Here is a 13217-nt window from a genome sequence, read left to right as displayed (position 1 = left end):
GGTGCCTTATGGATCGAGCAATGACAAGAAAAATTGTGCGTGTTGAAGGACAACAAGTGACAGAAATGGATGATTTAATTGTTTCAGAATACGCTGTGACCGTAAAAATTAATCAGCAAGAATTTGTCACGATGGTATGTACACCAGAGTATGTGGAAGATATGGTGATTGGCTACTTAGCTTCTGAACGAGTGATTCGTAGTTTTGAGGATATTGAGGAAATTTGGCACCAAGAGAAAGAGGGTTTTGTGCATATTAAAACAAAGCATATTAATCCTTATTACCAACAGACGCAAAACAAGCGCTATATTACGTCTTGCTGTGGGATGAGTCGACAAGGGTTTGTGTTTACGAATGATGCATTAGTAGCGAAAAAAATGGATCAAGTCGATGTGCAAATAACGACTGGGGATTGCTTCCGTTTAATGCATGCGATGCAGGAGAGTGCCGATATTTTTAAGAAAACAGGTGGCGTGCATAATGCTGCACTATGTGATGTAAATGGCATCGTCCTAAGTCGCATGGATATTGGGCGTCATAATGCTTTGGATAAAATTTACGGCTTTTGCCTACGCAACAACATCCGTATGGAAGATAAAATTATCGTCTTTAGCGGACGAATATCATCGGAGATTTTACTAAAGGTTTCCAAAATAGGCTGTGCCATCGTGCTATCTAAATCAGCACCAACCGAATTAGCATTGCAATTAGCAGAGCAGCTTGGTATTACGACGGTTGGTTTTATTCGGCAACAGACATTGAATATTTATACACACCCACAACGCATCCTATTACCAGCTAATGAATTGAAAGAAGGAGATTAAATGACGAATCTACAAGACCAATTACACAGACCGTTAAGAGATTTAAGAATATCCGTGACAGATCGTTGTAATTTTCGCTGTCGCTATTGTATGCCAGCAGAAGTATTTGGTCCAGATTACGCATTTTTACCGTCTGATAAAATATTAAGTTTTGATGAAATTGAACGATTAGTAAAAATCTTTGTTTCATTGGGCGTGAAAAAAATACGGATTACAGGTGGGGAACCCTTGCTACGTCGTGATTTACCCGAATTAATTGCCCGTATTCACCGCATAAAAGGGGTAGAAGATATTGCTTTAACAACCAATGGCTCGTTATTAAAAAAATACGCACAGCCATTGGCACAGGCAGGCTTAGCCCGAGTTTCTGTTAGTTTAGATTCACTTGATGATGAGCGTTTTTTCGAGATGAATGGTCATAGAGGCAAGGTATTGCCAGTGTTAGAGGGAATTGAAAAGGCTGCAGAAGCGGGCTTACAAGTAAAAATTAATATGGTTGTTCAAAAAGGGAAAAACGAACAAGATATTATTACCATGGCACAGTTTTTTAAAGAAAAACAACATATTCTACGCTTTATTGAATATATGGATGTAGGGAATTCGAACGGCTGGCGCTTGGACGATGTAGTGTCCAAAAAAGAGATCATTGAGCAAATCCATCAGTTTACGCCGTTACAACCAATAGCTCCCAATTATAAAGGAGAAGTGGCAACGCGTTATCAGTATCAAGATGCTCAAGGTGAGATTGGTGTAATTTCATCTGTAACGGATTCATTCTGCTCCAATTGCTCACGTGCTCGCCTCTCTGCAGAAGGGTCATTATACACTTGTTTATTTGCAACAGAAGGCACAGATTTAAGGGAATTGTTACGTTCAGGGCAAGATGATGCTGCCATCATCAAGTGCATTACGAACGTTTGGGAAACAAGAAATGATCGTTATTCAGATGAACGCAATGAACAAACGATGGCAAAAAGAAAAACGTCAAAAATTGAAATGTCTCATATTGGGGGGTAGCGAGTAAAAAAACAGAAAAAAATCGGCACAATAATGCCGAATTTTTTCTGTTTATTTATGCACAAAAGTGCCGCTTTTCCCACCCGTTTTTTCAACAAGATAAGTTTCTTTGATGACCATCGTCTTATCAACGGCTTTGCACATATCATAAAAAGTTAGTGCAGCGACAGACACAGCAGTGAGCGCTTCCATTTCAACACCCGTTTTTCCACTGCATTTAACAGTGGCTTGAATATGGAGCTCATAGCCATTCTCTGCTTTTTCATAGTCAAACTGGAAATCCGTGCCCTGTAGCATGATGGGATGGCACATGGGAATGATATCAGCTGTTTTTTTAGCGCCCATAATCCCTGCAATTTGCGCAACTTGCGTCGGATCACCTTTTTTAATGCCACCTTGTTGGATGGCTTCATAGACCGCATCAGATAAAAGAATCGTACTGCGCGCAATGGCTGTACGTGTCGTGCTTTCTTTTGCGGAGATATCGACCATTTTAGGGCGACCTTCTTCGTTCCAGTGTGTAAAATTATTCATCATTAAACTCCTTTTTACTTGTTTGTGACCAGTCTTGTTGTGCGTTGATATTGATAAATGTTGAGCTATCGTCATCAAAAGGGACATAACAGACACGAAGTTGCTCTAACAGCACTTTCATACTCCGTTTGTTTTGTGCCGTTAGCTGTGTCGCCTTTGGTAAAGCAGTACGTCGATATAATGCAGCTAATGGCTGATCGCGTAGCGCTTGCGTCGGAACAATGGCATCATAAGTGTCATTAATCAGCCCTAACATTTTTTGGATAAATTCTGCATTCATATAAGGCATATCGCTTGCTACGACAAAAAACCATTCCACATCAGGATAGACTGTCATGATATGATGCAAAGCAAAAAGAGGGCCTTGATGTGGCTGCTTTTCAATGACCCATTGGACATTTTCCTGTCCAAACTGATATTGTAAGTGCGCATTTGTAGCGATAATGAGAGGATCTAGCTGATTTTTTTGCAGGGCTATGAGACTATGTTTATATAATGGCTGTCCAGCAAACATCTCAAACATTTTTGGCTGACCATAGCGAGAGGATTGACCACCAGCTAACACAATACCAGCAATTTTCATAAGCGCTTCAGCTCTCCGACAAAATGTTGGACAGTAGGTACTATGAGCTTCGACATAGCCAAAGTCACCGCATTTGTGGAGCCTGGTAAAACATAAATGGCTGTTTGCTGAAGACTTCCAGCGGTGGCACGACTAAACATCGCCTTTGGACCAATTTCTTCATAGCTGAGCATTCGAAATAATTCACCAAACCCCATCATTTCTTTTTCAAACAGAGGCAGAATGGTGTCATAGGTTTGGTCTCTTGGTGTAAATCCTGTTCCACCCGTAACGATAATGGTATTAATTGTTGGATCGCTGCACCAATTTTTAACATGACGAGCGATATCGAGCGGTTCATCCTTTGTTAGTTGGTAGTCTACAACTTCAAATGCAGCTTCCTGTAGAAAGGACTGAATACGCTGACCAGCATGATCATCTGTCTTTGTGCGTGTATCACTGACCGTTAAAATGGCAACTTGAATTGGTTGCTGCTGATGTGTTGGATGCACAGTAAGACCTCCTTCAAATGCGTTTTTGCTAAAAAACATTGCTTTTATTATAATGCTATAAATGAAAAGGTCAAACGAAAATTCATAGAAAGAAAGGCCTCATACGTATGCAAAATAGATATTCTAGACAACAATTATTTCACCCTATCGGACAAACAGGGCAACAATCCCTCCAACAAAAACACGTCCTAATCATAGGTGCGGGGGCATTGGGGAGTGCTAGTGCAGAAGCGCTTGTGCGAGCGGGTATTGGCAGGCTGACCCTCATTGATCGTGATTATGTAGAGTGGAGTAATTTACAAAGACAGCAATTATATACAGAGCTAGACGCACAAGAAAAAATGCCCAAAGTTATCGCAGCTAAAAAGCGTCTCCAACAAATAAACACAGAGGTAGAAATTCATGTCGGCATTATGGATGCTTGCACAGAGACCTTGCTACCATTACTAGAAGATGTAGATGTGATGGTCGATGCGACCGATAATTTTGATGTTCGCTTTGTCATGAATGACCTTGCGCAAAAGTATCGAATTCCTTGGGTGTACGGCTCTTGTGTTGGTAGTTATGGTGCGACCTACACGGTTGTGCCAGGCAAAACGCCCTGTTTACATTGCTTATTAAAAGTGATGCCCCATACAGGGATGACTTGTGATACCGTTGGCATTATTAGTCCAGCAGTTCAAATTGTTGCCGCTTATCAAGTGGCAGAGGTCCTTAAACTGCTTGTTGGAGATGACAAAGCCTTACGAAAAAGCTACTTAACGTTTGATGTTTGGCAAAATCAACACTATGAAATCAATGTGGAGAAAATAAGGCAGTTTGATTGTCCATCTTGTGGTGATCAGCCGACCTATCCTTATCTCTCCTATGAAAATCAAACGAAATTACAGATCCTTTGTGGCCGAGACGCGGTACAAATTCGACCACCTAAGCCTATTCACTATTCGCTCGACCAGCTAGCAAACCAACTCCGTTCCAATGGGGAAGTTCAGGTCAATCCTTATTTGCTATCTTGCCAAGCGGACGATTACCGAATCGTTATTTTCCAAGATGGGCGAGTTGTAATACATGGTATACAAGATATACAGAAAGCCAAAAACATTTATTATCGTTTATTAGGTTAAGGGAGTGTGCCAAATGGTAGAAAAAAGACAACCAATTCCTGTGGCAGAAGCCGTTCATCGTGTAATGGACTATGCCTTTCAAGCAAAAAAGGAGCATGTGCCATTAACGCAAGCACATGGACGTTTTCTAGCACAAGCTATTAGAGCCGATCATGATGTACCTGCTTTTGATCGTTCACCGTATGATGGCTATGCCATTCGTTCCGTCGATAGTAAGGAAGCCTCCTCACAGCATCCAGTCCGTTTTCAAGTCGTTGGAGAAATTGGGGCAGGCTATGTTTTTGAAGACGTAGTTGGCGATCATCAAGCAGTCCGCATTATGACCGGGGCGCCAATACCTCAAGGCTGTGATGCAGTGGTTATGCTAGAATTAACCCATACATTCGAAGAAAATCATCAAAAGTATATGTCGATTAAACGACCTTTTGAAGCAGGAAGCAACATTTCCTATAGAGGAGAAGATATACAAAAAGGGACTGTCCTCATTGAGCAAGGGCAAACGATTAATCCAGGGGTGATGGCACTGCTTGCTACTTTTGGCTATGAGCAAGTACCTGTTTATCGTAAAGCAGTTATTGGTGTGATTGCCACTGGTAGCGAATTACTAGAGCCAGGTGAATCTTTACAGCCAGGTAAGATTCGCAATAGTAATGCCTATATGATAATGGCGCAAATTGAGCGTGCTGGCGCAGAAGTAAAATATTTTGGCAAATTTAGTGACGATCTTGCGTTATGTATTGATCATGTTGAAAAGGCCCTACAGGAAGTTGATATTTTAATTACAACGGGTGGCGTTTCTGTAGGTGATTATGATTATTTACCAGCTATTTACGAGGCGATTGATGCAAAGGTATTGTTTAATAAAATAGCGATGCGTCCAGGTAGTGTGACAACGGTTGCTGCTCGCAACGGCAAATTATTGTTTGGCCTTTCTGGTAATCCTTCAGCATGCTATGTTGGCTTTGAGCTATTTGTACGTCCGATTATACGTTCTGCATATGGGCATTCTCAACCACATTTACGCAGAGAGCAAGCGATTTTAGGGGCTGATTTTACAAAGCCAAATCCCTTTACACGCTTTGTACGAGCTCGTATCGATTATGAAAAAGGGAAGCTTGTAACTGTCCCATCTGGGTTTGATAAATCGAGTGCAGTTTCATCTTTAGCGACAGCCAATGCGTTCATTGTGTTACCAGGCGGCTCTAGAGGCTATGAAAAGGGTATGCAAGTGGATGTCCTTTTGCTAGAAGATTTGCAAGGAAGTGAGTGGCCTTGGGACAATATCGAAAAATCTTACAGATAGTTGGCTATCAAAATAGTGGAAAAACGACATTGATGGAGCGATTGATCAAGCAGGCTACAATGGAAGAGCTAAGAGTAGGAACCATAAAGCATCACGGACATGGTGGTGTACCGATGATCGAAACCTCGAAGGATAGCAGTCGTCATGAGCAAGCAGGCGCAGTTGTCACAGCAGTGGAGGGGGCGGGTACTTTACGTATGAGCATTCACCAAAATAGCTGGCAATTGGCTGAAATACTAGCGATCTATGATTCTCTTCCTATGGACATCATGCTGATTGAAGGGTATAAAAATGAACATTATCCTAAGGTTGTATTGCTGCGCACGCCTGAGGACCAAATACTGCTACAGCAAGTAACCAATATCCTCTGTGTGATTTATTGGCCAAGCTATCCACTCGATCCATTCCTAACAATCCCTGCTTTTTCGATTCATGACGAAACACAATATATGGAATTTTTATTGGCAGAAATGAGGGAAAAACGATGACGACAGCGTTATTTGAAATTATCGATCAACCAATAGATGTGGAGGAAGTAAGACAAAAAGTCCTTAGTCGAAATGCTGGAGCCATTACATTATTCATCGGCACAGTGCGCGAAATGACGAATGGTAAAAAAACATTGCATTTGGAATATCAAGCCTATCCAGCGATGGCAATTAAAATGTTTGAACAGATTGCGAAGGAAATACAAGAAGAGTGGCCAGAAGCAAAAGTGGCCATCACCCATCGTGTTGGCCATTTAGCTATTTCTGATATTGCTGTCGTGATTGCAGTGTCATCACCGCATCGTAAAATAGCGTATATGGCGAATGAATATGCAATTGATCGCATAAAACAAATTGTGCCCATATGGAAAAAAGAACATTGGGAGGACGGGACAGAGTGGATTGGTGACCAATTAGAAAATGTTCCTTATCCGCAAGGGAAACCAACTATTCAGGAGGAAGAAAACCTGTGATTAACATTTTATTATTTGCCCACCTACAGGAAGCACTTGGTGAGTCAAAGCTATCAATAGAGCTGTCAGATGTGACAGTTGCGCAGTTAAAAGAATGGATGGAAAAGCATTATCCTCAGCTATCATTACAACAGATCATGACAGCTGTTAATGAGGAATTTGCTACGGATACAACGATTGTCAAATCTGGTGACACAATCGCCTTTATTCCACCGATCAGTGGGGGATGAGCAAGAAGAGGTAGTTGGCTTAAGCCAACTACCTCTTTTATACTTTCAGGATATGGATACTAAGAAGCAAAAGGAAGGAAATAGCAATCATACACAGAACCCATGCCCAGGCAAGGGTCATGTTTCCAGAATCGATGGCCATATATATTGCTAGTGGTGTTGTTTGTGTTTTCCCTGGAATATTCCCTGCAAACATGAGAGTCGCTCCAAATTCACCCAAAGCTCGTGTGAAGCTTAGAATCCCACCAGAAACAAGTGCCTTTGATGCAAGGGGAATGGATACATAAAGAAAAACCTGCCATTCATTCGCTCCATCCACACGTGCCGCATTTTCAATATCTCGATCGACAGAGGCAAAGCCAGTTTTAGCTGATTGATACATTAATGGAAAGGCAACGATTGTAGAAGCAATGACGGCCGCCCACCATGTGAACATGATAGGTTGATCGAATAGCCAGATAATGAAATTTCCTAACATACTATTTTTCCCGAACATGACGATAAGCAGGAAACCGACTACTGTAGGAGGTAATACTAATGGTAATAGCAACACCGTTTCTAGCACTAGCTTGCCTTTAAAATCATGAGTTGCCATCCATTTTCCCATTAAAATCCCTGCTATAATAGCGATGATTCCTGCAACAAAGGCAATTTCGATCGAAAGCCTAAGTGGAGACCAAAAATCGGTACTCATCTTTTATTGAGCCCCTTTAAATCCATACTTTTCAAAGACATCTATCGCTTCATCACTTTGTAAGAAGTGATAAAAATCCTCCGCCTCTTGCGCATGCTTACTTGCCTTTAGAACACCTACAGGATAAATAATCGGTGCGTGCATCGCCTCATCGGCAGTTGCCACGACATTGACTTTATCAGAGACAAGGGCATCTGTTTTATAGACCATCCCAGCATCCACATTTTCTGTTTCTGTATAAGTAAGTACTTGGCGTACATCTTTTGTATACACTACTTTTGATTCGAGTGCATCCCAAAGTTGCAATGTTTTTAATGTGTCCACACCATATTGCCCAGCAGGAACCGTTTCGGGCGTACCAAGTGCAATTTTTCCTGCTTGTTGTAAATCTTCAAAGGATTGAATTTGCTTTTCATTGTTTTTAGGCACGATTAATACTAAGTCATTGGCTAAAAGATCCGTTCCTAGCTTTAGATCGATCATTTCTTTCTCTACAAGCGCATCGAATTTATCCTCCGCCGCTGAAAAGAAAAGGTCTGCAGGAGCCCCTTGTAAAATTTGTTGCTGTAATGCACCTGAACCACCAAAGTTATAGAGGATTTTGATTGTATCGTGTTGTTTTTCATAAATTGTTTTCAGTTCTTCTAAGGCATCCTGTAGACTAGCTGCCGCAGAAATCGTTAGTTCCACAGGTTCGTTTGTTGCCGCCTCTTTTTCTTGGTTACCACAGGCTGCTACTAGACCAACTAGTACGAACAGTGTCGCAAATAAACGATAAAATTTTTTCACTATAAATATACTCCTTTTATAACTCGTTATAACAAGACATAACTAATTATAATCAGATATAAATAAAAAAGAAAGTTAGTAAGGGTACAAAATGTCAAGATGTTCATAAGGCTATAAATACGTTACCATGAAAATAGAGGCTTATAGGAGGAGAACTTTTACATGTCACAAGAACAATCCTATACGATTGAAGAGGTTGCACAATTTTTAAAGGTTTCAAAATTAACAATTTATGATTTAGTGAAGAAGGGTGATTTGCCAGTTTTTCGCGTAGGCCGGCAAATGAGGGTAGATCGTGCTGACTTGCAAGCCTATATACAAAAACGGAAAACAGGTAGTACGCCAGCTGCTGCACAGGCTTCCATAGCCACTCCGACTAAAAATCATGCGAAAATTATAGTGAGTGGGCAAGATTTAGTGCTAGATATTTTAGCAAAATATATCGAGAAACGGCGTTCTTCAAAAGTATTACGCTCACATGAAGGTAGTTTTAATGGTGTGATGGCACTGTATCATGGAGACTGTGATATTGCGAGCTTGCATATGTTTGATGGGGATACAGGAGATTATAATACCCCTTATGTAAAAAAAATCTTTGTCAGTCATGCCTTTGTTCTCATCAATGTTGTATCACGTAAAGCGGGTTTCTATGTTCAAAAGGGGAATCCGTTGGAAATTCGTTCATTTGAAGATTTTCAAACAAAGACATTCACATTCATCAACCGTGAGAAAGGCTCAGGTGCTCGTACTCTGTTAGATGAGCAATTGCGCATTCACGGTATCGCACCATCCACGATTGCAGGCTATGCCCATGAAGAAATGAGCCACCTCGATGTCGCCTCTGCTGTCGCCAATGGACGCGCAGATGTCGGGATAGGCATTGAAAAAATTGCCAAGCTTATTCAGGTCGATTTTATACCACTGGTCACTGAACGTTACGATATTGTGTTATTAAAAACACCAGAAAATCAACCACTCATCGATATGGTGAAGGAGATTTTAAAGACACCTGATTTCCAAGCTGAAGTAGCTGCATTAGGAGATTATGACGTCTCTTTAATGGGCCAAGTCATGTATGAAACGCTATAATCAAAAATTCATATTGAGTTTAATAAAAAAATCAATTACAATTCTAACTAGGAAATTTTATGGTCGTTGTGTCATTTAGTATGGCTCAGCCGCTATATTTTTTATGATACATGGTGAGATGGATAAATTAGTAGGTACTACTGCTAGGATATTAGCCCACCATAAAATAGCTTGCGTACTCAATGCGCAACTATTTTATGGTGGGCTTTTTTGTATAGTAAAAAGGAGATGGATGATGTGACATGGTCGGTATTACATATCATTGGTATTATTGCCTACGCCATTAGTGGAGCATTTGTAGCGTTACAGGCCAACTATTCTTTTATTGGCATATTTGTGCTTGGTCTGACAACGTCTTATGGTGGTTCCATTATACGCAACGTTGTACTGGATATCCCTGTGTCAGATATATGGGAACGGCAATCCTTATTAGTCGTTTTAGTCACGCTGACGACCATTTTATTTGTCAAAAGGAACTGGATTCATCACTGGAACCGCTGGGGCTATTTCTTTGATTCGATTGGCCTAGCTTCTTTCGCAATACAAGGCGGATTGTTAGCAAAAAGCTTGCATCACGACCTCGGCATTATTATTATAGCGTCGATGTTTACTGGTGTTGGCGGAGGCATGGTGCGAGATTTGTTAGCTGGTAGAGCGCCGCTTGCATTACGAGAAGAAATTCATGCCGTCCTAACATTTGTATGTGCCCTTTGTATATGGTTAGGGTGGGACAGTCCGCTTGAATTGTCAGTCATAGTTATTTTTATAGTAGTGATTCGCATGTTATCGGTGAATAATAAATTAAAATGGAAGCTTCCTTTTAAACATTTCTATAACGATGCAAAGGAAAAATAGGTTGATTGTCGAAATAGGTGAAGGAAGCTTTTGTAATTCGAAAAAGGAGGGGTAAAATGGCAATAGAACGTTTACGTGAGTGGTTACTATCCTCAAATAATACAGTGATTCTAACAGGAGCGGGCATGTCAACGGAAAGTGGGGTTCCTGATTTCCGTTCAGCATCTGGTTGGTGGAAACAAATGGATCCAAGAACTGTCGCGACAACGGAAGCATTAACAGATCATTACTCATTATTTCATGAATTTTATAAAACACGTATCGAAAACCTAGAAAAGGTGGCTCCCCATGAGGGACATCATATATTAGCTGATTGGGAACAAAGAGGTCTAGTGTCTCTAATCGCTACTCAAAATGTGGATGGTTTTCACCAATTGGCAGGAAGTCAATCTGTCGAGGAGTTACATGGTTCGATCCGGTCTATTCGTTGTCATCGTTGCCAGCAGGCGGCTGTCATGGCAAGCTTCTTGAATAAGGCTAGTTGCGCCCATTGCGGTGGGAAACTTCGTCCAAATGTTGTGCTCTTCGGAGAAAGCCTACCACAAGCAAGTTGGCACCGTTCAATGGAGGCAATCAAAACAGCTGAACTTGTCCTTGTCATTGGAACGAGCCTTGAGGTATATCCCGTCAACCAACTACCTATGATGACAACAGGAAAAACCGTTTATATTAATTTAGATATTTCACAGCAGACAACCCCATTTGATCTGACAGTGAAGGGAAAAATAAAAGAAGTGTTGCAACAACTACAAATATAAAAAAGGCGCCCTTGCAAATTCAAGTGGCGCCTAAAACATTTGAGGTAGAAACTCCCTCATGAATCGTTGATTTTTTCGTAACCATATTTTCAAAATCATGCGATGTGTTAACAGCTTATGTCTTTTATTGGGCCTCGCCTTTGCTTCTATGAGGCTCTGTAAAAGAATACAAGTTTCAGTTGCAAAAGCTTGAGGTTCAACGAGAACATCCAGCTTGTAATCAATTAACTGGGCAGCCTGAACCTTGGCAAGTAATTGGGCAAATTGTGTATTCATGGTAGCGTAATTTTCTTCTAATTCTAGGTCAATCAATGAATAGAGCGTTTGCTCTATTTCAACTTCTAATTCCTGTAGTAACTCCTTTGATGGCTGTGTCACTAGTTCACCCTCTTTTATACGACTAGATAACCAATAGCTGCACAAAGTATGCCAATTAGCAAGGTACTGGCAATATAGCTAATGGCTTGTCTCCATTTTTGTTGTTCTATAAGCTGTAGACATTCAAATCCAAAAGTAGAAAAAGTTGTGTAGGCTCCTAAAAAACCTATGCCAATTAATTGCCATAACCAATCACTAAGATGTAGGGCAAATAAGAAACCAAGCGCAAAGGAGCCTGTACTATTAATAATAAAAGTGGCCCATGGATAGGGATGTACAAGTAATTTTCCTAAATAAAATCTAGAAAGAGCGCCAAAAAAACCACCAATTCCGACTAACATCATGCAATACGCCCCCTAGCAAGTCGTATTCCCAGCCATGTGCAGGCTAATCCACCTAAAACACTTACTGTAACATAGAGTACAGCCTGTAGCCACTGGCTATTTTCTAGGAGTAATAGTGTCTCTAAGGAAAATGTCGAAAAGGTAGTAAAAGCTCCACAAAACCCTGTACCTATTCCTAGTATAATAGGTGTGCGTTTTATAAAAGAAGTAAAAAGCCATGCTAGGCAAAAGCAGCCTAGTAAATTTATAAACAGTGTTGTGAATGGAAATACTTCTGTATTTGGAACGGCGAGACTAAGGCTATATCGACAGATGGCACCAAGAATTCCACCAATTCCCACCGCTAGAAATGACCTCAACATAAAAACCCCTTACTGAAAATGACTATAAAGAAAGTGTATCATGAGACAAAAATTTTAGAAATATTTCAATTCAAGTTATGTCCCAAAATCGACTTTTAAAATGTATATAGTGTATAGAAAGGTATAAATGCTCACGAAATAATATTTCGAAATATTATATTTGGAAAATGAAATAGATTTTATTACATGGACATTTCTTTATCCATCTTATGTGAACCCGCTGACGGCTAAACCATAAACGGAAAACCCGACACTACTAAATAATAATTAACTAAATAATAATTAACTAAATAAATAAAGATGATGAGATAAGCATATTGAAGGAGTGCAACAGACGCAAAGAGAATTTTCTATTGTCTGCTATTTGGTATCAAAATCACTAGTCTTGTATTTCAGTCTTTAGGTTAATGTCTGTGCCGTAGATTTATTGTAAGGTTATAGACAACACAGTAATTTTAAGCATGTTCTCCCTTTGATTCCTTAGAGCATTTTAATGCTTTAAAGCGCTAACTATTTCCTGAAAATGATAAAAAATAACAGGGTGATAGTTGACAAATATTTCTATAGTGTGATAATCTTCAAGAACACTATAACAAATAAACTAAAGGAGGGCATGACAATGTTAATTTTATCAGTATCAAATTCAATCACAGTTACATACATTGTCCGTGCCTAACGCTTTATTTACTATTGCAGAACTAGGTATGGAATTATCCTGCCTTTTATAAGAGACACTTACTCTTTTAGGGTATGTGTCTTTTTTTGTGCAAAAAAGGTTGTAGTGCAAACAAAAAAGGAGTGTATGTATATGACAAAAACAGTTAGACGAATGATTTTCAAAAAGGAATTTCTAGAAAGTGGGTAGTTATCCACAACAGCAC

Annotated in this window: 18 protein-coding genes; 10 read left to right on the top strand and 8 right to left on the bottom strand. The window is 40.1% G+C overall.

The annotated features are described in order from the left end of the window. Positions 1 to 8: 8 nt before the first annotated feature. Both fdhD and moaA read left to right on the top strand, forming a co-directional pair. On the top strand, positions 9 to 824 hold the full coding sequence (fdhD, locus tag CD31_RS09905; RefSeq protein ID WP_036077271.1) for a formate dehydrogenase accessory sulfurtransferase FdhD: 816 nt from the start codon (positions 9 to 11) through the stop codon (positions 822 to 824). Further along, entirely contained in the window at positions 825 to 1841 is a 1017-nt protein-coding gene (gene moaA, locus CD31_RS09900; protein ID WP_036077269.1) for a GTP 3',8-cyclase MoaA, read from the top strand. A gap of 51 nt (positions 1842 to 1892) precedes the next feature. On the opposite strand, the gene moaC is transcribed toward moaA, so the two are convergent. The 3 genes from moaC to CD31_RS09885 are packed head-to-tail and all read right to left on the bottom strand — an operon-like array spanning position 1893 to position 3449. Further along, positions 1893 to 2375 carry a cyclic pyranopterin monophosphate synthase MoaC gene (gene moaC / locus CD31_RS09895; RefSeq protein ID WP_016991651.1) on the bottom strand — a complete coding sequence of 161 codons (483 nt, stop codon included), beginning with the start codon at positions 2373 to 2375 and terminating at the stop codon, positions 1893 to 1895. Beyond that, positions 2368 to 2958, bottom strand: coding sequence for a molybdenum cofactor guanylyltransferase (gene mobA, locus CD31_RS09890; protein ID WP_036077266.1), 591 nt, complete (start codon positions 2956 to 2958; stop codon positions 2368 to 2370). The genes moaC and mobA overlap by 8 nt, the downstream gene beginning before the upstream one ends. Next, positions 2955 to 3449 carry a MogA/MoaB family molybdenum cofactor biosynthesis protein gene (locus tag CD31_RS09885; protein WP_036077264.1) on the bottom strand — a complete coding sequence of 165 codons (495 nt, stop codon included), beginning with the start codon at positions 3447 to 3449 and terminating at the stop codon, positions 2955 to 2957. Before CD31_RS09885 ends, mobA begins: the two co-directional genes overlap by 4 nt. Positions 3450 to 3556: 107 nt before the next feature. On the opposite strand from CD31_RS09885, the gene CD31_RS09880 reads away from it, so the two are divergent. The 5 genes from CD31_RS09880 to moaD are packed head-to-tail and all read left to right on the top strand — an operon-like array spanning position 3557 to position 7067. Next, positions 3557 to 4573: a thiazole biosynthesis adenylyltransferase ThiF gene (locus CD31_RS09880; protein WP_036077262.1), complete on the top strand. Its 1017-nt coding sequence runs from the start codon at positions 3557 to 3559 to the stop codon at positions 4571 to 4573. 13 nt (positions 4574 to 4586) lie between these two features. After that, positions 4587 to 5876 (top strand): molybdopterin molybdotransferase MoeA, encoded by a 1290-nt coding sequence (locus CD31_RS09875; protein ID WP_036077261.1) that lies wholly within the window; start codon positions 4587 to 4589, stop codon positions 5874 to 5876. After that, complete coding sequence (mobB, locus tag CD31_RS09870) at positions 5846 to 6364, top strand: molybdopterin-guanine dinucleotide biosynthesis protein B (protein WP_036077259.1); 519 nt, start codon at positions 5846 to 5848, stop codon at positions 6362 to 6364. Before CD31_RS09875 ends, mobB begins: the two co-directional genes overlap by 31 nt. After that, positions 6361 to 6837, top strand: a complete 477-nt coding sequence (locus CD31_RS09865; RefSeq protein ID WP_036077257.1) for a molybdenum cofactor biosynthesis protein MoaE — start codon at positions 6361 to 6363, stop codon at positions 6835 to 6837. Before mobB ends, CD31_RS09865 begins: the two co-directional genes overlap by 4 nt. Further along, positions 6834 to 7067: a molybdopterin converting factor subunit 1 gene (gene moaD, locus CD31_RS09860; protein WP_016991645.1), complete on the top strand. Its 234-nt coding sequence runs from the start codon at positions 6834 to 6836 to the stop codon at positions 7065 to 7067. The genes CD31_RS09865 and moaD overlap by 4 nt, the downstream gene beginning before the upstream one ends. A gap of 37 nt (positions 7068 to 7104) precedes the next feature. On the opposite strand, the gene modB is transcribed toward moaD, so the two are convergent. Both modB and modA read right to left on the bottom strand, forming a co-directional pair. Continuing rightward, positions 7105 to 7761, bottom strand: coding sequence for a molybdate ABC transporter permease subunit (gene modB / locus CD31_RS09855; RefSeq protein WP_036077255.1), 657 nt, complete (start codon positions 7759 to 7761; stop codon positions 7105 to 7107). A gap of 3 nt (positions 7762 to 7764) precedes the next feature. Next, positions 7765 to 8550: a molybdate ABC transporter substrate-binding protein gene (gene modA, locus CD31_RS09850; protein WP_036077252.1), complete on the bottom strand. Its 786-nt coding sequence runs from the start codon at positions 8548 to 8550 to the stop codon at positions 7765 to 7767. 162 nt (positions 8551 to 8712) lie between these two features. Between modA and CD31_RS09845 the strand changes: the two genes are divergently transcribed. The 3 genes from CD31_RS09845 (at position 8713) to CD31_RS09835 (ending at position 11252) form a co-directional block, all read left to right on the top strand. Then, the gene (locus CD31_RS09845; protein WP_036077250.1) at positions 8713 to 9639 is read left to right on the top strand and encodes a helix-turn-helix transcriptional regulator; all 927 of its coding nucleotides are present in this window, start codon (positions 8713 to 8715) and stop codon (positions 9637 to 9639) included. 210 nt (positions 9640 to 9849) lie between these two features. Then, entirely contained in the window at positions 9850 to 10494 is a 645-nt protein-coding gene (locus tag CD31_RS09840; protein WP_016994592.1) for a trimeric intracellular cation channel family protein, read from the top strand. 56 nt (positions 10495 to 10550) lie between these two features. Beyond that, positions 10551 to 11252 (top strand): SIR2 family NAD-dependent protein deacylase, encoded by a 702-nt coding sequence (locus tag CD31_RS09835; RefSeq protein ID WP_036077248.1) that lies wholly within the window; start codon positions 10551 to 10553, stop codon positions 11250 to 11252. Positions 11253 to 11282: 30 nt separating this feature from the next. On the opposite strand, the gene CD31_RS09830 is transcribed toward CD31_RS09835, so the two are convergent. From CD31_RS09830 to crcB (CD31_RS09820), 3 genes are read right to left on the bottom strand one after another with little or no spacing between them, the layout of a single operon-like run. After that, positions 11283 to 11630 carry a hypothetical protein gene (locus CD31_RS09830; protein WP_016994590.1) on the bottom strand — a complete coding sequence of 116 codons (348 nt, stop codon included), beginning with the start codon at positions 11628 to 11630 and terminating at the stop codon, positions 11283 to 11285. A 14-nt stretch (positions 11631 to 11644) separates the two neighbouring features. Beyond that, positions 11645 to 11974, bottom strand: coding sequence for a fluoride efflux transporter CrcB (crcB, locus tag CD31_RS09825; RefSeq protein WP_036077247.1), 330 nt, complete (start codon positions 11972 to 11974; stop codon positions 11645 to 11647). Next, positions 11971 to 12336 carry a fluoride efflux transporter CrcB gene (gene crcB / locus CD31_RS09820; RefSeq protein ID WP_036077245.1) on the bottom strand — a complete coding sequence of 122 codons (366 nt, stop codon included), beginning with the start codon at positions 12334 to 12336 and terminating at the stop codon, positions 11971 to 11973. The genes crcB (CD31_RS09825) and crcB (CD31_RS09820) overlap by 4 nt, the downstream gene beginning before the upstream one ends. Between the last annotated feature and the right edge of the window lie 881 nt (positions 12337 to 13217).

Source organism: Lysinibacillus boronitolerans JCM 21713 = 10a = NBRC 103108 (genome assembly GCF_000772935.1).
GTDB lineage: Bacteria > Bacillota > Bacilli > Bacillales_A > Planococcaceae > Lysinibacillus > Lysinibacillus boronitolerans.
The sequence above is the reverse complement of the archived record's forward strand: the minus strand, read 5'-3'. Positions and strand labels throughout refer to the sequence as shown.